General features: G+C 47.9%; 17 protein-coding genes and 1 pseudogene. 14 read left to right on the top strand and 4 right to left on the bottom strand.

What is annotated here, in order from left to right:
* The coding region (locus FGT79_RS11210; RefSeq protein ID WP_138752731.1) for an InlB B-repeat-containing protein at nt 1-3,043 on the top strand (3,043 nt) is incomplete at its 5' end.
* 112 nt (nt 3,044-3,155) lie between these two features.
* Here FGT79_RS11210 and FGT79_RS11205 read toward each other — a convergent pair.
* Nucleotides 3,156-4,076, bottom strand: a pseudogene (locus FGT79_RS11205) (NAD(P)-dependent oxidoreductase); the annotation flags it as partial.
* Nucleotides 4,077-4,229: 153 nt separating this feature from the next.
* Here FGT79_RS11205 and FGT79_RS11200 point away from each other — a divergent pair.
* From FGT79_RS11200 to FGT79_RS11165, 8 genes are all read left to right on the top strand, one after another.
* Nucleotides 4,230-5,579: a glucose-6-phosphate isomerase gene (locus tag FGT79_RS11200; protein ID WP_138752729.1), complete on the top strand. Its 1,350-nt coding sequence runs from the start codon at nt 4,230-4,232 to the stop codon at nt 5,577-5,579.
* A gap of 36 nt (nt 5,580-5,615) precedes the next feature.
* Nucleotides 5,616-6,248: a YigZ family protein gene (locus FGT79_RS11195; protein WP_138752728.1), complete on the top strand. Its 633-nt coding sequence runs from the start codon at nt 5,616-5,618 to the stop codon at nt 6,246-6,248.
* A gap of 244 nt (nt 6,249-6,492) precedes the next feature.
* Entirely contained in the window at nt 6,493-7,299 is an 807-nt protein-coding gene (gene cysT / locus FGT79_RS11190) for a sulfate ABC transporter permease subunit CysT (protein ID WP_138753047.1), read from the top strand.
* Nucleotides 7,299-8,096, top strand: coding sequence for a sulfate ABC transporter permease (locus FGT79_RS11185; RefSeq protein ID WP_138753046.1), 798 nt, complete (start codon nt 7,299-7,301; stop codon nt 8,094-8,096). Before cysT ends, FGT79_RS11185 begins: the two co-directional genes overlap by 1 nt.
* A gap of 3 nt (nt 8,097-8,099) precedes the next feature.
* Nucleotides 8,100-9,164: a sulfate/molybdate ABC transporter ATP-binding protein gene (locus FGT79_RS11180; RefSeq protein WP_138752727.1), complete on the top strand. Its 1,065-nt coding sequence runs from the start codon at nt 8,100-8,102 to the stop codon at nt 9,162-9,164.
* 34 nt (nt 9,165-9,198) lie between these two features.
* Nucleotides 9,199-10,269, top strand: a complete 1,071-nt coding sequence (locus tag FGT79_RS11175) for a sulfate ABC transporter substrate-binding protein (protein ID WP_138752726.1) — start codon at nt 9,199-9,201, stop codon at nt 10,267-10,269.
* Nucleotides 10,270-10,435: 166 nt separating this feature from the next.
* On the top strand, nt 10,436-10,747 hold the full coding sequence (locus FGT79_RS11170) for a DUF1806 family protein (protein WP_138752725.1): 312 nt from the start codon (nt 10,436-10,438) through the stop codon (nt 10,745-10,747).
* The gene (locus FGT79_RS11165) at nt 10,744-11,460 is read left to right on the top strand and encodes a PIG-L family deacetylase (RefSeq protein ID WP_138752724.1); all 717 of its coding nucleotides are present in this window, start codon (nt 10,744-10,746) and stop codon (nt 11,458-11,460) included. Before FGT79_RS11170 ends, FGT79_RS11165 begins: the two co-directional genes overlap by 4 nt.
* Before the next feature lie 23 nt (nt 11,461-11,483).
* Here FGT79_RS11165 and FGT79_RS11160 read toward each other — a convergent pair whose 3' ends face one another.
* Nucleotides 11,484-12,635 (bottom strand): acyl-CoA dehydrogenase family protein, encoded by a 1,152-nt coding sequence (locus FGT79_RS11160; RefSeq protein ID WP_138752723.1) that lies wholly within the window; start codon nt 12,633-12,635, stop codon nt 11,484-11,486.
* Nucleotides 12,636-12,791: 156 nt separating this feature from the next.
* Between FGT79_RS11160 and FGT79_RS11155 the strand changes: the two genes are divergently transcribed.
* Nucleotides 12,792-13,937, top strand: coding sequence for an MFS transporter (locus FGT79_RS11155; protein WP_138752722.1), 1,146 nt, complete (start codon nt 12,792-12,794; stop codon nt 13,935-13,937).
* Between the two features lie 79 nt (nt 13,938-14,016).
* Here FGT79_RS11155 and FGT79_RS31075 read toward each other — a convergent pair whose 3' ends face one another.
* Complete coding sequence (locus FGT79_RS31075) at nt 14,017-14,178, bottom strand: hypothetical protein (protein ID WP_171056169.1); 162 nt, start codon at nt 14,176-14,178, stop codon at nt 14,017-14,019.
* Nucleotides 14,179-14,475: 297 nt separating this feature from the next.
* Here FGT79_RS31075 and FGT79_RS11150 point away from each other — a divergent pair, with 297 nt between their 5' ends.
* From FGT79_RS11150 to FGT79_RS11140, 3 genes are all read left to right on the top strand, one after another.
* Nucleotides 14,476-15,744, top strand: coding sequence for an S-layer homology domain-containing protein (locus FGT79_RS11150; RefSeq protein ID WP_138752721.1), 1,269 nt, complete (start codon nt 14,476-14,478; stop codon nt 15,742-15,744).
* Between the two features lie 167 nt (nt 15,745-15,911).
* Nucleotides 15,912-16,145, top strand: coding sequence for a hypothetical protein (locus FGT79_RS11145; protein ID WP_138752720.1), 234 nt, complete (start codon nt 15,912-15,914; stop codon nt 16,143-16,145).
* A 255-nt stretch (nt 16,146-16,400) separates the two neighbouring features.
* Nucleotides 16,401-18,524: a transglycosylase domain-containing protein gene (locus FGT79_RS11140; protein WP_138752719.1), complete on the top strand. Its 2,124-nt coding sequence runs from the start codon at nt 16,401-16,403 to the stop codon at nt 18,522-18,524.
* Between the two features lie 180 nt (nt 18,525-18,704).
* Here the strand turns inward: FGT79_RS11140 and FGT79_RS11135 are convergent, their stop codons facing one another.
* The gene (locus tag FGT79_RS11135; RefSeq protein WP_138752718.1) at nt 18,705-19,547 is read right to left on the bottom strand and encodes a helix-turn-helix transcriptional regulator; all 843 of its coding nucleotides are present in this window, start codon (nt 19,545-19,547) and stop codon (nt 18,705-18,707) included.
* Between the two features lie 116 nt (nt 19,548-19,663).
* Between FGT79_RS11135 and FGT79_RS11130 the strand changes: the two genes are divergently transcribed.
* Nucleotides 19,664-21,649, top strand: a complete 1,986-nt coding sequence (locus tag FGT79_RS11130; protein ID WP_138752717.1) for a beta-galactosidase — start codon at nt 19,664-19,666, stop codon at nt 21,647-21,649.
* Nucleotides 21,650-21,732 lie beyond the last annotated feature (83 nt).

Below are 21,732 nucleotides of genomic sequence, written 5' to 3'. Positions count from 1 at the left end.
TGCGGCACCAGCTGATCCAACACGTACCGGCTACACCTTCACCGGCTGGGATACAGCCTTCTCGACTGTGACAGCGAGTACTGTGGTGACTGCTGAATATGAGATTAATCAATACACAATCAGCTTCGATAGCAACGCTGGAAGCGCAGTAGCCGATGTTCAAGTGGATTACGGAACGAAGATCGCTGCTCCGACAGCGCCAACTCGAGTAGGTTACACATTCGATGGCTGGTACAAGGAAGCTGGCTTCACGAATGTATGGAACTTCAATATGGATACCGTGCCTGCAGCAGCAAGTACCCTATATGCGAAGTGGTCGATCCAGACGCATACAGTAACGTTTAAAGACTGGAACGGAGATACGTTGAAAACGGACATTGTTGATTACGGAAGTGGTGCTGCAGCACCTGTTGATCCAACACGTACCGGCTACACCTTCACCGGCTGGGATATAGCTTTCACGAATGTGACAGCGAGTACAGTGGTTACTGCTGAGTATGCGATTAATCAATACACAATCAGCTTCGATAGCAACGATGGAAGCGCAGTAGCCGAAGTTCAAGCTGACTACGGAACGAAAATCGCCGCTCCGACAGCGCCAACTCGAGTAGGTCACACATTCGATGACTGGTACAAGGAAGCTGGCCTCACGAATGTATGGAACTTCAGTGTGGACACGGTGCCAGTAGACGGTATTACACTGCATGCGAAGTGGACGATTAACACTAATATGGTGGTGTTTGAGGACTGGAATGGAGATTTACTGAAGCAGCAGACAGTTGATTACGGAAGCGATGCAGTGGCTCCAACTAATCCGACACGAAACGGTTATACGTTTACAGGCTGGGATACAGTATTTACGAATGTCACTGGCAATGTGACGGTAACAGCTGAGTATGAAGTGAACAAATATGAAGTAAGCTTCATTAGCAATGGAGGAAGCACGGTTAGTGCGGTTCAAGTGGACTTCGGAACGCAGGTCAGTGAACCAGCAACGCCGACACGACTCGGTTATACATTTGACGACTGGTACAAGGAATCCGGTCTCACGAATGTATGGAACTTCCATGTGGACACGGTGCCAGTAGACGGTATTACGCTGCATGCGAAATGGGTGATTAACACCAATGCTGTTGTGTTCAAGGACTGGAATGGAGATGTGTTGAATTCGCAGACGGTTGATTACGGAAGCGATGCAGTGGCTCCAACTAATCCGACACGAAACGGCTACACGTTTACAGGCTGGGATACAGCGTTTACGAATGTCACTGGCAATGTGACGCTAACAGCTGAGTATGAAGTGAACAAATATGAAGTAAGTTTCATTAGCAACGGAGGCAGTTCGGTAAGTACAGTTCAAGCGGACTTCGGTACGAAAATTACCGAAACAGCAGCACCAATGCGTGCAGGATATGCGTTCAAAGGCTGGTACACAGAAGCGGAACTTACGAATGCGTGGAATTTTGCTGTCAACACAGTGCCGGTTGATGGAATTACGCTGCATGCGAAGTGGGCTGCCACTTATACAATCACGTATAATGGCAACGGCAATGCTGAGGGTAGTGTTCCGAATGACAATATAGCTTACGAACAAGGTCAAACAGCTGTCGTATTGGGGAATTCAGGTTCGTTGACAAGGGCTGGCTACACGTTTGCAGGCTGGAATACAGAAGAGGACGGTAAAGGCACAGCATATGCGGCTGGAGCTGCTCTCGCGATTAACAAAACGAATGTGACCCTATACACACAATGGACGCTCACACCAACGTCGACGCCAACGCGACCAGCGTCTACTGGTTTCGAGGTGTACGTTAACGGCAAGGCAGAGAGTGCTGGAACCGTTACAACGGCTACAACTAACGGTCAAAAGGTGACTACGGTTGTGTTGGATGAAGTCCAGCTTACACAGCGCCTGAACAGTGAAGGTGACCGTCCTATCATAACGATTAAGCTGGGTGCTGGATCTGATGTAGTAGTCAGTGAGCTGAATGGCCGTATGGTGAAAAATATGGAATCTAAGCAAGCGATGATTGAAGTTCAAACGGATAAAGCGATATACACGCTTCTAATGAAGGAAATCAACATCGACGCGATCTCCGCCGAGCTTGGCACCAGCGTGAATCTAGCAGATATCAAGCTGCGTATTGAAATCGGATCTCCATTAGGAGAAACGATTCGTGTCGTCGACAATTCAGCATCGAACGGCGGCTTCACACTTGTTGTGGCGCCTTTGAATTTCACTATACATGCGGTATTTGGTGATAAAAAAGTTGCCATTGCGAAATTTAACACTTATGTGGAGCGTGCCTTCGCCATTCCAACTGGTGTTGACCCGAACAAGATTACAACAGGGCTTGTTGTGGAGCCTAATGGATCCGTTCGCCATGTACCAACAAAGGTTGTTAAGAACGAAAACAATTATTTTGCTAAAGTAAACAGCCTTACCAATAGTACTTACGCAATTGTGTGGCATCCGCTGGAATTCACCGATATGATGAACCATTGGGCTCGAAATGCGGTCAATAACATGGGATCACGTATGGTCATCGATGGTACAGGAAACGGAGCGTTCAGCCCCGATCGAGATATTACACGAGCTGAATTCGCAGCTATTCTCGTTCGCGGATTGGGACTTAAGCCGGAAGAAGGAGCTGCGCCATTCTCGGATGTAAAGGCCGCAGCTTGGTACAACAGTGCAATTCAAACGGCCTATGCGTATAATTTAATTAATGGATTCGAAGATGGAACCTTCCATCCTAATGACAAGATCACGCGTGAACAAGCGATGGTTATCATCTCCAAGGCGATGACGATTACGGGCTTGAAAGAAACGATCTCAAATCAATCAATTGAAGTGACGCTTCGTCCTTATTTGGATGCGGTACAAGCATCGACTTGGGCACAAGCTGGCATTGCAGACAGCGTCTTATCAGGTGTTGTATCCGGAAGAACGAGTAGTGAACTAGCTCCTAAAAAGTTCATCACTAGAGCTGAGGTCGCGGTAATCGTTGAGCGATTGCTGCAAAAGTCTGACCTTATTTAATAAGTTCAGTGAACCAAATGTAATAGCAAAGTATAGTGTAGAGGAGTTTACTTCCTTCAAAAAGACAAAAATGGCGGTACAGGATTGTTTTCTCCTGTACCGCCATTTTTAATTAATGCACCTGATCGACTTTCCCACTTAGCTTGCGCCCAATCCATTGCTCATAGGCTTGGCCCACGCTGGACATGTCGAGCGTGCCAAGTCCGAGCGCATCTCCCACTTGAAAGAGGCTTTTAGTGGCTTCAAGCAGCGGCGTAGGTACGTTAAGACTGTCTGATAGCGTAGAGGACAGCCTTAGATCCTTCAGCATAAGCTCCAGCGAGAACTGAACATCATAATCGGCTGCAAGTAGCTTAGGTCCCTTCATCTCGGCAGCTTTGCTGGCTGCGCCGCCCGATTGAACGAGCTCCAGGAAGGAATGTCCATCAATACCGCCGCTTGCAGCGATGGCCATCCCTTCTGCTAAGGCGGCTACGTTGATGCCGACGATTGTGTTATGCGCGAGCTTCGCAGTTGAGCCGCTGCCGCTTGGACCCATAGGGATAATCTTCCGTCCCATCGCCAGCAATATGTCTTCGACTTCAGTTAGCTTGTCTGCGCTTCCCCCGACCATAAACACCAGCGTTCCGCCTTCTGCAGCAGGCTTGCTGCCAGTGACGGGGGCATCTAGGAACGCAGCGCCGCGCGTTTCAGCTTCTGAAGCAAGCTCCTTGGCAAGAGTAGGAGAAATCGTGCTGCTATCGATTATGATAAGTCCGCTGCGCGCACTTGCGAGAATCCCGTTGACTCCGAAATAAACTTCACGTATGGCGGCATCATTGCTGATCATGGTAATCACGACATCGGATGCTTCCGCAACAGCCGCAGGCGTCACCAACTGCTTGGCACCAAGCGCGAGCAAGGCTTCTGCTTTGCCTGAGGTGCGGTTATAGACCGCTACTTCAAAACCCTTGCGCAATAAATTCGATGCCATTGCAACGCCCATAACGCCTAATCCGATAAATCCGACCTTTTTCATAAATAAATCCTCCGCTCCAGCATGTTTTTTATTTAATTATACAGATTCTTCATCAAGAATTCATGCTTTGTTGCTTGTTTTTATAAGGTAAATCCGATATTGTAGATGCTAAGTTGAAAAGCATGATCAAGGCTCTGTTTCACAACATTTTAGGAGGTTTACACTCACATGAGCAAAACAGTTCAATTTGACTACAGCAAAGCGCTGACTTTTATCGGCCAACACGAAATCGATTATTTGGCGGAATCCGTTCGCCTTGCACATGAGCAGCTACATAATGGGACAGGCACTGGTTCGGATTACTTGGGCTGGATCGACCTTCCGACTAACTATGATAAAGAAGAATTTGCACGCATTCAACAAGCTGCAGAGAAGATCAAGTCGGATTCAGAGGTACTGATCGTAATCGGTATCGGCGGTTCTTATCTAGGTGCACGCGCAGCGATTGAAGCGCTGTCTCACTCTTTCTATAATATTTTGCCGAAAGAACAACGCAAAACGCCGCAAGTTTTGTTCGCAGGTAACAATATCAGCTCCACATACGTGACACATCTTCTTCAGCTTGTTGAAGGACGTGACTGGTCGATCAACGTTATTTCCAAATCGGGAACAACGACAGAGCCGGCTATTGCATTCCGCGTATTCCGTGCCGCACTTGAGAAGCAATATGGCAAAGAAGAAGCACGCAAACGTATTTACGCAACAACGGACAGCGAGAAGGGCGCACTCAAGAAGCTTTCTTCGGAAGAAGGCTACGAATCGTTCATCATTCCGGACGATGTAGGAGGACGTTATTCCGTGCTTACAGCTGTAGGCTTGCTGCCAATCGCTGCTGCTGGTATTAACATTGAGCAAATCATGCAAGGCGCTGCCGATGCATCCAAAGAATACAGCAATCCTAACCTCGCAGAGAACGAAGCTTATCAATATGCTGCTGCCCGCAATGCGCTTTACCGCAAAGGCAAAGCGACTGAAATCCTCGTTAACTACGAGCCATCCCTGCACTTCGTATCGGAGTGGTGGAAGCAGCTCTTCGGCGAAAGCGAAGGCAAGGATTACAAAGGTATTTTCCCAGCAGCGGTAGATTTCTCGACAGACTTGCATTCGATGGGTCAGTTCATCCAAGAGGGTAACCGGAACATATTCGAAACGGTCATTCAAGTAAGAGAAGTATCCGAGCATATCTCGATCGAGCATGATGAGGCTGATCTGGACGGCTTGAACTTCCTTACAGGTAAAACGATGGACTTTGTTAACAAAAAAGCGTTCGAAGGCACACTTCTTGCCCATACAGATGGTCAAGTTCCGAACTTTATCGTGAACATTGCCGATATGACGCCTTATACTTTCGGATACCTTGTCTATTTCTTCGAGAAAGCATGCGGAATCAGCGGTTACCTGCTAGGTGTCAACCCGTTCGATCAACCAGGCGTAGAAGCTTACAAAAAGAACATGTTCGCGTTGCTTGGCAAACCGGGCTTCGAGAAAGAAAAAGCCGAATTGGAAGCAAGGCTTTAATAAGCCTCTTCAATCGGCATGCGGGAGTCATCGCCAATGCTGGAGAAATATAAGACGGTTAGGCAGCAAGCTAATGCCGAGATCGTCATTAAGAAATCACGATTCATCGGGCACGCTAAGCCGGTACAAACGGAAGAAGAAGCCGTGGCATTCATCAATGAGATCAAGCAGCAGCATAAGCAGGCGACGCATAACTGCTCGGCGTATATGGTGGGTGAACGTGATCAGTTCCAGAAGGCCTCTGATGATGGGGAGCCAAGCGGAACGGCGGGCAAGCCAATCCTTGAGGTCCTTAAGCACAAGGGGCTCAAAAATGTCGCCGTCGTTGTGACGCGTTATTTCGGCGGAATTATGCTGGGTGCTGGTGGGCTCGTCCGAGCCTATACGGACGGTGCTGTTGCCGGTATTGAGGCGGCGGATGAGATTGTGAACGTGCTTCACCGCGAGGTGTTCGTCGATGTGGACTATACGTGGTATGGGAAGCTGGAGAATGAACTGCATGGGAAGGGAACGCGCGTGGGCGGGACGGACTTCACAGACCGGGTTATCGTGCGCTGCCTGCCTGAAGTACCTGATGCCGAAGCGTTTATCACTTGGATAACGGATCTGACTCAGGGTCAAGCAGTCATTACACTTGGCGAAGATATGTATTATATTGAAGGTGAATAACAGGAAGAGGAGCATCAGCATAGGCTGATCTCCTCTTTTTTGGTATGTAGGTAAGCTCGATATGGAAATGCTATAAAGAAATACAATGAAAGCGATAAGCATTTCTAAATTTTTGATTGACTTAATCCCAGTTTGGATGCTACATTAATAATACCTAGTAACTTAATAGGAATTATGTTTTTATTTGTTTTGCTACACCTACGGCACGAGCCGATGGTCTGGAGGTTAAGTCACAGTGAATGCAATGTTCCGCGGGAAAGGGTGGAGCTTCGGCTTTCGGAGCGCCATTATGCTTTACTTTATTATTCTCATTGTTTTACCTATCGTCGGCATTTATACGCAATCCTTTTCGCTTGGATGGACGCCTTTCTGGGAAAGTGTTTCTGATCCGCTCGCGTGGAAAGCCGTGCTGCTGACAGTGAGGCTAGCTGTAATTGCTACGCTGCTAAACGTATTTCTGGGAACGATGATCGGCTGGGTTCTTATTCGCTACCGTTTCCCTGGACGACGCTTTCTGAACAGCTTGGTTGATTTGCCCTTTGCATTGCCGACTGCTGTTGGCGGGCTTATGATTCTGCTGCTGCTCGGTCCTAATAGCTTTGTTGGGGGCTTAGCGGAGAAGATCGGCATCGAGATCGTATTCCATGAGCCAGCCATTATCGTAGCGATGCTGTTTGTTACGTTTCCGTTCGTCATACGAGCCATTCAGCCTTTGCTGGAGGAAATGGACAAATCAGAGGAGGAAGCCGCGTATACGCTTGGCGCTAGCCGTGTCAAAACGTTTTTCAGCGTCATATTCCCTACGATGCTACCAGGTATTCTAAGTGGAGCCATGTTAGCTTTCTCACGCGGTATCGCGGAGTTTGGTGCAGTTGTGCTCGTTGCAGGCAATATACCAGGCAAGACGCTGATTGCATCGGTGTACATTTTCGGAGAAATTGAAAGCAGTAATCCGCAAGGAGCCGCCGCGGTTTCGGTCATGCTGCTAACGCTATCCTTCCTCATCCTTTGGACGGTTAACCTCATTCAAGGCAGGAGGGGCGGCCAATGATGAGACGACTATGGATTACGCTAACTTATATCGTATTTGGTTTATTGTTAATTGTACCGCTGATCAAAATTTTCACAGGCTCATGGGCAGATGGCTGGAGCGGTTTTATTGAAGGCATTACGAGACCACAGTCGCTGCACGCGTTGATGATGACAGGCATTATCGTCGTTGTCGTAACCGCTTTGAATACGATATTCGGCATTATGCTGGCTATGTATCTGGTCAGAGCCGAGTGGATTGGGAAGAGGATTAAGCGACTGCTGAACAGCTTGGTCGATTTGCCGTTCGCAGTTTCACCTGTTATCGGAGGCTTGATGATCGTTCTTATACTCGGTCCGAATACGATTATCGGCACCATGTTCGAGGACGCTGGTTTCAAAATTGTCTATGCGCTTCCGGGTATGATTCTGGCTACCTTGTTCGTAACGTTTCCTCTGATGGTACGTGAGGTTATGCCTGTGCTTCAGGAAATCGGTGCGCAGCAGGAGGAAGCTGCATCTACACTTGGTGCGTACTCCTGGTATACGTTCTGGAAGGTAACATGGCCGTCGATTAGATGGGGTGTCATCTACGGGGTTGTATTAACCGTAGCGCGCTCGCTAGGCGAATTCGGTGCTGTGCTCGTCGTATCGGGCAACATTATGAACAAAACGCAAACGGCTACAACGCTTGTTTATCAAGATGTCGAGAATTTCAATGTAGTTGCCGCCAATGGCGTGGCACTCGTGCTCGCGGCCTTTTCCGTAGGATTGCTGCTGTTAATGGAATGGGCGAAAAAACGAAAGGAAGTGCATTAAGCCATGCATATTGAAGTTCGGAATCTGAACAAAAACTTCGGTGATTTCCATGCAGTTAAGGACGTTAGTTTTGAGATCGAGAAAGGCCATCTGATTGGCTTGCTCGGACCGAGCGGCGGCGGCAAAACGTCGATCCTTCGTATGCTGGCGGGGCTTGAGTCCCCTTCCTCAGGCGATATTATTTTTCATGGCAAACGGGTAAACGATCTTCCGCCACAGGAGCGGGGAATCGGCTTCGTATTCCAGAACTATGCGCTGTTCAAGCATATGACCGTCTACGACAACATCGCTTTCGGTCTGAAGGTGAAGAAGCAGTCGAAGGAACAAATCCGTGAGCGCGTTATGTATTTAGTTGAACTGACGGGACTCAAAGGCTTCGAGCACCGCTATGCGCATCAGCTATCCGGAGGGCAACGCCAGCGGGTAGCCTTCGCTAGAGCACTGGCGCCTGAGCCGCAGCTGCTGCTGCTTGATGAGCCATTCGCGGCAATTGACGCTAAGATCCGAACGGAGCTTCGCACATGGTTGAAGGAAATGATCGAGCGCGTGGGCATCACTTCAATTTTTGTTACGCATGACCAAGAGGAAGCCATCGAGGTTGCGGATGAGATTATGATTATAAGCAAGGGCAAGCTTGAGCAGAAGGGCAGCCCATGGGATATTTACAAAAATCCGGAGACACCATTTGTTGCGAGCTTTATTGGTGAATCGACCATTGTCGACGATATTTCACAGCTTATAGGCTTCGAGGATGGAGCGAGTCGCCCAGGTACCAAAGCGCTTATTCGTCCTGAATATATCGAGATCGGCAAGCCTGGAGAAATTAAGCTGGCTTCTGCTACGCTTCCAGGCAAAGTGAAGCATCTGCACTTCCGCGGAAGCGAGTGGATGGTCGAACTGCTTGTCGGTGACACGAAGCTGATTACGTACCGTTCGCTTGAGAAGGATGTACTGCATCCTGGCGATGAAGTAAGCGTGCTTGTGCATCGTGCTTATTTGTTCAATGACAACGACAGCTGGATTGCGGAGAACACGTTGAAAGTCGATCCGATGCCAATTCATATTTAACCAATATGCGATGTAGAAAGAGTTGTATGCAGATATGAAAATCAACCTGGTAACAAGTCGGCGCATATTCGTGCTGCTGCTTGTCTCGGCCATGCTGCTTCTTGCAGCAGGCTGCGGCAAAGCGGAGCAAACGGATGACCATGTAGCCGAGTCTACCGTACAAGACGGCGATGTAACACTTGTAATCGGTGCTTATTCTGTAGTGAAAGATGCTTTTGCCGATCTGCTTCCTGCATTTGCTGCCTATTGGCTGAATGAAACGGGGCAGAAGGTCAGTTTCCAAGAATCGTATGAGGCTTCCGGAACACAGGCACGAGCCATTGCTGGAGGCTTTGAAGCAGATGTAGCTATTCTAGCTATGGAAGGCGATTTGAACAAAATTGCAGATGCCGGCTTTATTACGCATGATTGGAAAGCCTCACAGAGTGGCGGCATGATTACCAATTCCATCGTTGTACTCGGAACCCGAAGCGGCAATCCGCTTGGTATTAAGGATTGGGATGATCTGACGCGGAAGGGCGTTAAGGTGCTGTATCCGAATCCGAAAACCTCAGGTGGAGCACAGTGGGACATCAACGCTATATATGGCGCGGGTCTGAAGCAATCGGAGCAGAAGAGCGGCACGAAGGATGAGGCTTATGCCAAAAGCTTTCTAAAGGCTGTTCATGCCAATGTCGAGTCGCTCGATAAGAGCGGGCGCGCATCGATGGCTGCCTTTGAATATGGGGTTGGCGATGTCATTGTTACGTATGAGAACGAGCTGCTTGCCCGAATAAAGAAGGGCATTGATTACGACATTGTCGTGCCTGAGAGCACGATTCTTATCGAGAACCCGGCAGCAATCGTCGATAAGAATGCGGATAAGCATGGGTCTCGGAAGGTAGCAGAAGCTTTTATTGCTTATTTGCACACCGAGGAAGCCCAGCGGGTATTCGTTGAGCATGGCTTCCGTGCTGTAGATGAGAAGGTAGCCGCAGAAACGAAGGACCGTTATGTCGTTCCTGAAGGGCTGTTCGATATTACCTATTTGGGCGGTTGGTCCGAGGTTAGACAGAACCTCTATTCCAAAAAAGGCATTTGGTATCAAGTGCTGGCTGATTTGTAATATGCGCAAGTTTATACAGAAGCACCTCGGGCATCGACCTGGGGTGCTTTCTTCGTGATTAATGGCCTACTTCCTTATCATGTTGTAAGGATATATTCCGGTTCATGGGATGCTCATGCTAAAATAAGAAATGCTATCTACTTAGTAGAAGGAGTATGGAGCGAAAATGAATAACATAAACAAGCAGAAGCTGTTGAAGGCGTTTGCAGTATTTCAAGGACAAGAGGTTTATTTGCATAGTGAAGCGACATCGTTTATTTTTGTGAGAAATTTCAAAGTGTGGCTGGAAGAGGCCATGATTGCAGGAGAGGGTCCTTTCCGCGTTGCCCTGCGTTTCGATCAAGTGGGCTGGCTTAGGACGGAAGGACTGACCCATTATGAAGCAACTGCTGACGGGAAGCTTCTGCTGGCTGGTTATGATGATCGAGGACGAATGAATGTAGCATTGCAGCTAGGAAAGGAGCCGTTCCCGGAATGAGTGGAGATAGGATGAAATCGAAGCGTAAAATACTTGCCGTATTCGCGCATCCTGATGATGAATCATTTATTTGTGGAGGTACGCTTGCGAAGTATGCAGAGCTGGGTGCTGAGATTACGCTCATAAGTGCCACGCGCGGTGAAATGGGGCGGCGTATGGGGAATCCACCTTACGTGAATAGGGAGACGATGCCTAGTATTCGTGAGAATGAGCTTAGGAAGGCTTGTGATGCGCTAGGTATTCAGAAGCTGATCTTTTTCGATATTCGGGATAAAATGGTCGAGTTTTATGACTCGGAGCGTTTGATTGAACGGATTGGTGAGCTTATGGAGGAGCTGCGGCCAGATGTCGTGTTGACCTTTCATGAAATATGGGGAGGGCATCCTGATCACTGTGCGATAGGGAAAGCGGCATCCGAGGCGTTCCGACGCAAACGTCTTGAGGGAGCTCTCTATTACATCAGCTTCGGAAGCGCGATGGAAGCACCGGAGCGATTCGGCTATACGAAGCGTGATGTTGTCAAAGTTGATGTCCGCAAGCATTTGCCAGCGAAGCTTGCCGCTTTCCGAGCGCATCGTTGTCAGACCGAGATCGATGAATGGGTATGGCTGCCTGATAAAGAAGCGCTGGAAAGATTCGGCGGATACGAATATTTCTTAGCGCAGGATCGGGAACGCTTGCCTCTCGTGCTTAATGGTTTTTTCGATACTTGAATGGTTTTGCATAATCATTAACGTTATTCGTTTAGCGCGCTAGCCGCAAGTATCTGCAGTACCGTATTGTCCATCGGCGGATTGTGCAGGCCAGCCCTCACATCTCGGTAGTAGCGCTCAAGCGGCAAGCTTCTGGCTAAACTAGAGCCCCCTACAATGCGCATCGCGATATCCACTACTTTGATTGCGTTATTGGTAGCGACATATTTGGCCAAACCAAGCTCAGGTTTAAGCATGAAGCGATTATCTACGTCACGGTCCCAGCGTTCGGCTGCCTCATAGAGCACGGAGCGGGCTGTTCGTAGCTCGACTTCCATTTGTCCGAGTGACTGCTGTACGATTGGAAGCTCAGCAATCGGACCTTGTAGATGATTCGGACGATGGGATTGCGCGAAAGAGATTGCAAAATCGCGAGCAGCAAGTGCAATGCCGATGTAGCAGGCGGGAATATGCAACAGCCAGCCGCCTCCATCATCCGTGCCTTTGCCTATGAGGCGGTGTTCATCCGCTGCGAAGGCTGCGTCCATGATAACATCATGGCTGCCTGTTCCTCTCATGCCGATTGTATCCCATGTCTCATGAATCGTGGTGTTTTCGGTCTTGAATAGAAGAAACTCCGCTGTCGTTTCTTCTTCGGGGATAAAGGCGGTTACGACAAATCGATCGAGTATCGGTGACAGTGTGCTGAACGTTTTGCGTCCGGAGATGAGCCAGCCGCCTTCTGTTCGAATGGCTGTCGTTTCCGGTCTGCCGCCGCGGCTCGGACTGCCTGAGCCAACTTCGCTGGCAAAGGTATTAATCATGGCACCCTTCGAGACGACATCATGGCAGAGCTGTTCAAATAGCGCTTCCGGCCATTTCCGGCTTGTACGAAGATGGAGCATTTGGCCAAGATGCCAGCCCACGGCAAGCGCCGTTGATCCGTCACCGTAGGCGAGACGCTCCTGCAGTGAAACGAGCTCATATAGGGAAATCTCATCTCCACCGAATCGTGCAGGAACCGTGAGTTTCAAATAGCCAGCTTCCTGTAAATCAGCGAAATTTTGATGGGGGAAGCTGCCTGCCCGGTCATGAAATTCTGCTCTTTCGGCAAAGCGTGCTGCCAGCTTAGTCGTCCTATCAGTACGTTGTTGTTCTTCTGCACTGCGTATGTATTGGTCGATTAATCGTCCCATCTATATGCACTCCTTTATTTTACAATAAATGTTGATTTCTATTAGAATTAGACCAGAGCATGCGTATAGAAATAATTTTACCATAGCTATGGATATTGAAGGTAATTGACGTTGTGAGGTTCCCGGTAAGCTAGTTAAATATAGGGGAGAAACACCATGAAAAGCTTAGCAAGCTATTATTTTTTACTTTATTTAGGGATGTCGGTTGTGATGCCGTATACGAGTCTTTTCTTCAGCGAAAAAGGATTCAGTAACACGGTTGTTGGACTGATCTTATCATTATGGGCATTGATTAGCGTGGTATCGCAGCCAATCATGGGCATGCTGAACGACCGGCTCAGCAGCCCACGGCAAATTCTACTTGTGTCAGCGATAGCGGCACCGCTCATCGGATTAAGCTTTATGTACTTCGACAGACTCGGTGCGATTATCGTTATTTCTGTTTTTTTCGTGTGGTTCCAATCTGCTCTTGGGCCGCTTAGTGATTCCATAGCTGTAGATATCGGGAATAGAGAAGGCTTTTCATTCGGCAGTGTGCGGCTTTGGGGCGCATTAAGCTATGCAATCGGCGCGTTTGTAACGGGGTTTTTATATGAAAAATACGGCTACGAGCATATTTTCTGGTATTATTTGGCTGTGAATGCCGTTCTGATGCTATTCATATTCCTGCTTCCGAAAGCGAAGCCTGTATTCAAAAAGGCGACGATCCGCGAGCAGATTAAAGAGGTGAGTCGCAATAAGCCGTTCCTCATCTTTGTCGGAATCAGCATGCTGGCGTTCATGTCGGTTTCGATCAATTTTTCTTTTCTTCCGATTTATTTCAAAGAGCTTGGCTTCGATAAAAGCTTGCTCGGCAGTGCTTATGCAGTAGCAGCGATTATTGAGGTTCCGATGTTCTGGGTGTCGGCAAGGCTCAGCAGAAAAATCGGGCATTACCAGGTACTCTGTATGGCCGCAGCCATTTATTCGCTTAAATACCTTCTGTTGTTTACATTCGCTGATGTTTATTTAACGCTCGTCTTGCAGCTTTTGGACGGTATCGCATTTGCCTTCGTGGCGGGCACGGCTGTCGAAGTGGTAGAGAGCTATTCCGGTGAGCGTACACGGGCAACGCTGCAAACGGTATTTGCGGCGATTACATGGGGGCTAGGCGGTATTGTCGGCAATGCAGCAGGCGGGATTGTAGTGGATTATTTGGGCGTTCAGTCCCTATATCTTATTCTGGGTATTTTCTGCGCGACAGCTTCTATTCTTTATGCGGCAACCCGGAAGTTTGCACTAGGAATGAAGATGGGTACATGACGTAAAAGCCGTTCAAACAAAGGAGGATCGCTCCGCAGCATATTATATAGCTGCAGGGCGATCCTCCTTTGTTTTGCTTTTAGAACATCGGGAATACGTAACGAACAAGGAAGTATAATGCTCCGAAAAATATAATGATGTATGCTGCGTATTTAATGAATGTAGTTGCTACAAGGCTCGAATCGAATTTCCTCTCCACATGACGCTCCTCAATTTCCACATTACGATGTCCGTTTGCCATTTGAACCACTCCTTTAGTGATTTGGATAGTCTCCATTACCCGTGGAAGGGGATTATGAATCAGCAGGTTCTGTCATATGTCGATCATTTCTTGGGAAATAATCGTAATAAATATGTAGTAATAAGTGATGTTAGAGAGAAATTACGAAAAAATGGAACTATGGACTACGCACTCCGACGGATAGCGACAACATTCGACATTACTTGTCTGTTATTATCGGATTAGCCAATAATAGGGAGGATCTTTCCAAATAATACTCGATAAGATGTCCCATAAAAAAAAAGGGGAATAATTAGTATGCGAAAATGGTTTTTTTCAATATTAAGTGTTGTTATGCTTGTGTGTCTGACATTGCCATTCGTTCAGGCAGCAGAAGGAGAGACATTAGCTAGCGGATTTAAAGATGTGGAGAGTAAGCACTGGGCTAAGGCAGGAATCGATCAAGCGGTAAAGGCTGGATATGTCGGCGGTTATGAGGATGGCAATTTCAGGCCAAACCAACAGGTCACCTATGCTGAGTTTATGCGAATGATCGTATCCGCTGTTGGTTTAGAGGTAAGACCGAATAACGAGGGCAAATGGTATTTACCCTATTTTGCAGCAGCGAAAGAAGCCGGGATTTTCCGAAATGACTTTAAAGAAGCGGTATATAACAAACCGATTTCGCGTATTGAGATGTCAAGAATTGCGGTGCGTGCGGTACGTGAGAATTTGAAAACGGTGGAAACAAAGTATGTGCCGAATCGATTTTTATTCGAAGCTGCTCGGCAAGGCATTGTGAATGGATATGGGAAAGGTGAGATTCGACCAGAAGGAATGACGACTCGTGCCGAGAGTGTAGTCGTTATTGATCGGATATTGAAAATCCGTAGTGGAGCAAAGCTGAAAATGGACAAGTATGCTACGAATGCAGCTGAGGTTCTATGGCATCGAACCAATGCATTGACAATGCTCCCTAGGTACCTAGGGACTCCGGCTGTATTGAATTATCCGCATTACAAAGATTATTTCGATGCTAGTCAGTTGGAATTTATTGGTGATAACGGAAATCTTATTAATCGAACAGAGAAGCTGCTTGTCATTGATATGGACGATAAGAACGATCCGAACTATAAGCTGGTGCCAACGGATTTGATGTGGGATGTCCCACTGAGCGACGAACCTCTCCCAATTCCGCAGAAAGGTATCTACTTAGTGTTGGATTTTCAATATTTTGAAGTGAAAAAGGAATATAAAACCCATTACCAAACGTTTGGAACTACTATTGCTGGAATTGATCCAGGCTATAACCCCGTGAAAGGAAGTACGAAGTTAGAGACAATTGTTAATATTTTTTCTCCAAGTAATACGTTTAATAAATTTTTCCGAGATCCAGTAACCTATAAATATGATTATGATAGGTATAAGAAGCAGCGGTTTATAACGGGATATGCCTTCCCTAAAGGAAACCATAAAATACGTAACGATAATACGGCGTCTATTAAGTTCAAAGGGCCAACCAATTTTGGCGCAAAAGAACTTACCATTCTGTATGAATCATGGCTGGATGAGAGTATTACAAATTAGTAAGTGGTAAAAGCAGGCTGAAACTGAGTTTTACGGTTTCGGCCTATTTTCGATGATATGGTTCTTATCCTTGCCATTTTGCATATAGTAGTCAACGAAGCCCTATTGCTGCAGAACTTCACGTAGCTTTGCAAAAACATAGGATAGGGCAGCAGGAGGCCAATACGTTGATTGAGGAATGGAAACAGCTCAGCAGCAACAATGCGAAAAGTCATGGGAACGGTGAACTATGGTATGAGATTGAGCAGACGATTGAGGAGTTGGAGACCTATCTGGAAGCGAATTCGGAGGATGAAATTGCGTGGGTGCAGTACAAGCAGTTTCTGAATAAGCGGGAAAATATGAATCGGCTGCTGGCGGAGGCTTATGAGGGGTCTTCTCATCTGTTGCTGCAGGCGTAATCCAATAGATCAAAGCTGACGATAGGAAGGTTAGACAGTGCTGCTTCATGCTTCTTCGTGAATGAATGTGGAAGCAAGCTGTTTATTATTACTTGAATCAGTCTAAAAAATGCTAGGGAGCAGGCTGCTGCGCTCTGGCATTTTTTGTGTGTATTAATTGCTTGCAGAAATTGGAGTAGAAGCTCATGTGCTGAAAATATGTGCAGCCTGCGAATAGTGTGAATAGTAGATTCGTTACAGCTTGGAGGAAGCAGCATGAACAAAAAAAAGGAATTGTCGAAAAGAAGAAAAACGATAAAAATGTTATTCATATTGGCTCTGGCACTTATGCTCGTAATGATACTGGGCGGATGGACCACAGTCCGGCTCATGATTGATGCGCAGGACATTGAGAGGCTCGATGTGCCGCTGTCCGCAGCAACTGTCGTATATGACGAGAATGGTCAAGAAGCGAGCCGCATTGCATTCAATAAGATTGAAGAAATTGAGTATTCTGCTATTCCAAAACATATGATTGATGCTGTTGTTGCGGTGGAGGATAAGCGTTTTTTCGAGCATGACGGAATGGATGTACGCGCGATAAGCCGTGCTTTTGTGACTAACCTTACCTCAGGTGGAACCGTTCAAGGTGGGAGCACGATTACCCAGCAGCTAGCCAAAAACGTATTCCTGTCGCAGGAGCGGACGTGGTCGAGGAAATGGAGCGAGTTGCTGCTAGCGCAAAAGATTGAGGAGCATTACAGTAAACAGCAAATTATGGGGATGTATCTAAATCAAATTTATTATGGGGAAGGCGCATGGGGACTTGATCGGGCTTCGAATATTTATTTTGGCAAGAAGGCTGAGCAGTTGACCGTAGCGGAAGCTGCATTGCTGGCCGGATTAATCAAAGCGCCGTCAGCACTTACTCCTTACAAGCATAAGGAGAAAGCGTTGGAAAGACGAAATGTTGTGCTTCAGCTCATGAAGGAGCAAGGATGGATTAGCGATGACTCCTATAAGGATGCGATTAATGAGCCAATTACGTTGTTAAGCGCCAAGCCTAATCGGGTAGATGACATTCAATATCCTTATTATGTGGATCAAATCATTCGCGAAGCGATGGCGGAGTATGGGCTATCGGAGAACGAGGTACTGCAGGGCGGATTACGGATTTATACCGAATTGAATACGGATATGCAGAAAGCGGCCGAGCAGGTGTATGCGAAGGATGCATTGTTTCCTGAGAGTGCACATGATCAGCTTATTCAGAGCGGTGCTATTCTTGTAGATCCGCGTGATGGCGGGATTCGCGCACTTGTTGGTGGAAGAGGCGAGCAGCCTTTCCGCGGCTTTAACAGAGCTACGCAGCTAAAACGTCAGCCAGGCTCCACGATCAAGCCGGCAGTCGTTTATACGCCCGCATTGGAGCTTGGCCATATGCCAGTGGACGAGCTGGTGGACGAGCCTGTGAACCTTAATGGCTATGATCCACAGAACGCAGACGGTATTTTTCACGGAAAGGTATCCTTATATGAAGCGCTGATTCACTCCTACAATGTTCCTGCTGTGAAGTTATTGAATGAAATGGGTGTTCAAACGGGAATCGATGCGGCAGAGAGGTTCGGCATACCTTTGACAGACGAAGACAACACGCTCGGTCTCGCACTTGGCGGTCTGCACGAAGGCGTTGCACCGATTCATATGGCTGAGGCGTTCGGTGTTTTTGCGAATGACGGCGTACGGATGGATGCGCATGCGATAACACGGATCGAATCCGCTGAAGGTGAAGTGCTGACTTTATTCGAGCAAGATAAGGGCAGTACGAAGGTGACGGAGCCATCGATTGCCCGCATGATGACGGCGATGCTGCAGGGGGTTATTCAAGAGGGAACAGGAACTTCCGCAGCGTTAGAAGGCCGCCCGCTTGCAGGCAAATCCGGAACGACTCAAATGCCAGGTACGAAGGGCTATAGTGCCAAAGATAACTGGTTTGTAGGCTATACGCCTCAGCTTGTTGGAGCGGTGTGGCTAGGCTACGATAAAACCGACAGCACCCATTACTTGTCGACGAGTTCCAAAGCCGCGGCAATCGTATTCCAAGCCTTGTTCACAGCGGCTTTGAAGGATGAACCGATTCTGTCCTTCCCGCAGTCCCCTGAGCTTATGTTGAAAAAAAACAACGGTAATAATATAGACAAAGCTAAGGATGAAGAAAAGAACGACAAGGATAATGAGAAGAAGAACAAGGAAGATCGTGCAAAAGAAAAGCGCAATAATAAATCTGAAAAAAAACGTGAAAAGGAACGTGAAAAGGAACGTGAAAAGGAACGTGAAAAGGAACGTGAAAAAGAACAGAAGAAGGATCGCAAAAACAGAGAGAGTAAGGAGAGGGACTAGCGTAGCGGCCGTGAAAATGAGGAGTAGGATAACACTTCCAAAAAGCTTTATATATGCGTGGAAAAGAACGGATGAACCCGGTTGAGCTAGTCTCCCCCTCCTACTTGATTCCAATGATTTTGTTTCCATGTTGTCTAGGTATACATGTACTATCCCGAACGAACTTGGACAGTACATATGTTATGACTTCTGATAGCTGCGGCGGAAGGCTCCGGGTGTGAGCTGTTCCAACTTCTTGAAGATTGCTCCATAATAGCTGGCAGATTCGAAGCCGACTTGATGAGCAATATCCTGCATCCCGTGCTGCACATTGTCGAGCAGCAATTCCTTGCTCTTGTTGATCCTTACCTGATTGACATAGCTGATTGGACGAATGCCTGTCGTCTTCTTGAACAAATGGCAGAAGTATTCCGGTGTGACACACATCAGTCCAGCGAGCGTCTGCAAAGATATGTCTTCGGAATAATGCTGGTCAATATAGTCCAGGACAGGCTTTAACCGCTCATACTGCTGCCCGACGGTATCGCTGCCCTCGACAGAAACTCGCTGGATAATTTCCGTCAATAAAGTATAGAGGATAGCAGAGCAGCTGTAATTGCTTAGCGTTTGCTCATGCGGTGTAAGGGCGGCATGCAGCAGTTCCCGCATTCGGGATAGAAGGTATTCGGGTGATGCCAGCGCGAATACACAGGTGTCTACAATGCCGACTGTTTCAAATAAGCTCGCTGACCCGCTGCCGTCGAAGATGATCCAGTCAACTTCCCAGCTTCCCGATAAAGCATAATATTCGTGCTTCTGGCCGGGGAACAGCAGCATGCCCATGCCTGGATTGACGATATACTCGGTATCACTTAACTTGAGCTTGCCCTTGCCACTGCGGCATTGAATCCACTGATAATCCTGAATGCCTGGGTCTCGGCGTATATGCTCCTGTTCATGATGAAGACCAATGCCAATTAAATAAAAAGGGAGCAGCTTGTCTCGGGCGGATAGTACCGGGAATGCGCGATTGGGATGAGGCATGCGAACAACTCTCCTATTAACTTAATATTGTTATATCATATTAATTATTTAAGATATTCACTCTAATTAATATACCATATAATCGTAATATATTGATGAATAAAGGAGATCACAGGATGACAATTAAGATCGGAATTGATTACTATCCAGAGCAATGGGCTCCCGAGCTATGGGAGAAGGATGCAGTGCTTATGCAAGAGACTGGTGTTTCTGTTGTGCGAATGGCGGAGTTCGCCTGGAGCCGAATGGAACCGAACGAGGGTGATTATCGGTTTGAATGGTTGGATGCGGCTATAGAAGTATTCGCCGCACGCGGCATGGAGATCGTGTTATGTACACCCACTAATACCCCGCCGAACTGGATGACAACCCGTTATCCGGATGTGCTGCCAATGAATGAACAACGTCAAATCATTCGGCCGGGTGTGCGTGGACATCGCTGCAACAACAGCTACTCCTTGAGAATGCTGGGCTCCAAATTTGTGGAAGCGATATCACAGCGCTATGCGAAGCATCCTGCCGTCATTGGCTGGCAAATCGATAACGAGATGCACTACCAGGAATGCCATTGCGATACGTGCAATCGTGCATTTGTCGCTTGGCTCCAGAAGCGTTATTCGACTCTGGAAGAGTTGAATCGGGAGTGGGGTACGGTCGTCTGGAGCGGGGAGTACAGCAGTTGGGCCGAGGTAACGACGCCGCTCGGTGGCAGCAAGCCGATGAATCCTTCTTATCTTCTGGAATACAAGCGATTCTGCTCGGACAGCGTAGGCTATCTGCTGGGATGGCAGCTTGAAATTCTACGGAGAAACTGTCCAGGCCAATTCGCAACGCATAACATGTGGCAATTTCCGAATACCCTGGACTATTATGATCTTCACAAAGAACTAGACTTCGTTTCTGTCGATTATTATCCGAATGAGCTGTATCGGGATTATGGCGATCGGTTTCCGAGAAACGGAGCGCTGTCGCTTGACTTGGTTCGCGGCATCAAGCGCCGTAATTTCTGGGTAATGGAGCAGCTCAGCGGACCGCAAGGCGCTTGGATGCCGATTCAACGCACCCCTTATCCTGGACTGATCCGAGCTCGTTCCTGGCAGACAATCGCCCGCGGCGCGGATATGGTCGTCCATTTCCGCTGGCGGAGTGCTGCCGTCGGAGCCGAACAGTTCTGGCACGGGCTTATTGATCATAGCAATGTTCCTGGACGCAGGTTCAAGGAGTTTGCGGAGCTTACTCGCGAGGTGAACCAGCTAGGAGAACGGCTTGCTGGCTCAACAATCGTTACCCAGGTTGCGATTCTGCATTCGCATGACCAGCATACGGCGCTTTCCCTTCAGCCACAGGCAGAGGGAGGAATGCACTATATAGACAATTTGTCCTCTATGCACAATGCATTTCTAAAAATGGGCGTCGGTACGGACGTTATCAACTGGACCGAGGAGCTTGATGGCTACAAGCTGGTCATTGTCCCTTCCCTCTTCCTGTTAAGTGAAGAAGTAGCCCAGCGGCTGGAGCGGTTTGCGGCCGGAGGCGGCACGGTCGTCCTCACCAATCGGACAGGCGTGAAGAACATGAGGAATGTATGTGAGATGCTGCCTCTGCCGGGGCTGCTGGCGGAAGCGGCGGGTGTAGTCGTTAGTGAATATGATGCAATCGGCAACAGCGAGCATCGAATTCGGAACGCGGAGGGCCAGACATTCGATGCAAAGCAATGGTGTGATCTGCTTGAATTGCGAGGAGCAGAACCGATTGCCTGGTATGACAACGATTTTTTCGAGGGTGTGCCGGCGGTTACTGTCAATAAGCTTGGTGAAGGTGAAGTGTATTATGTCGGCACTTGGCCGGAGCCATCGTATTTCTATCAGCTGTTCGAAGGTATATTGAAGGAAAAGGGTTTGGCGCCCAAGCTCCAGCTGCCGGAAGGTGTAGAACTGTCGATTCGAACGAAGGGCGAGGAAAGCTTCCTGTTCCTGATCAATTTGACGAATGAGCAACGAGAGGTTACTCTTGACGTTCCCTATCGCAGCTTGTTGACGAGCGAGAGATCGGAACGGAAGATGACGCTACCAGCACTGGGAGTAGATATTCTAACTTTATAAGATCAGTGGCTTGCATCTTTGCGAAGGGCTGTCTCACAAGGCTGAATACCTTGTGAGACAGCTCTTTATTTCTGTTCGACAGA

This window comes from Paenibacillus sinopodophylli (assembly GCF_005930355.1).
Taxonomy (GTDB): domain Bacteria; phylum Bacillota; class Bacilli; order Paenibacillales; family Paenibacillaceae; genus Pristimantibacillus; species Pristimantibacillus sinopodophylli.
This window is presented reverse-complemented; position numbering and strand designations above follow the sequence as displayed.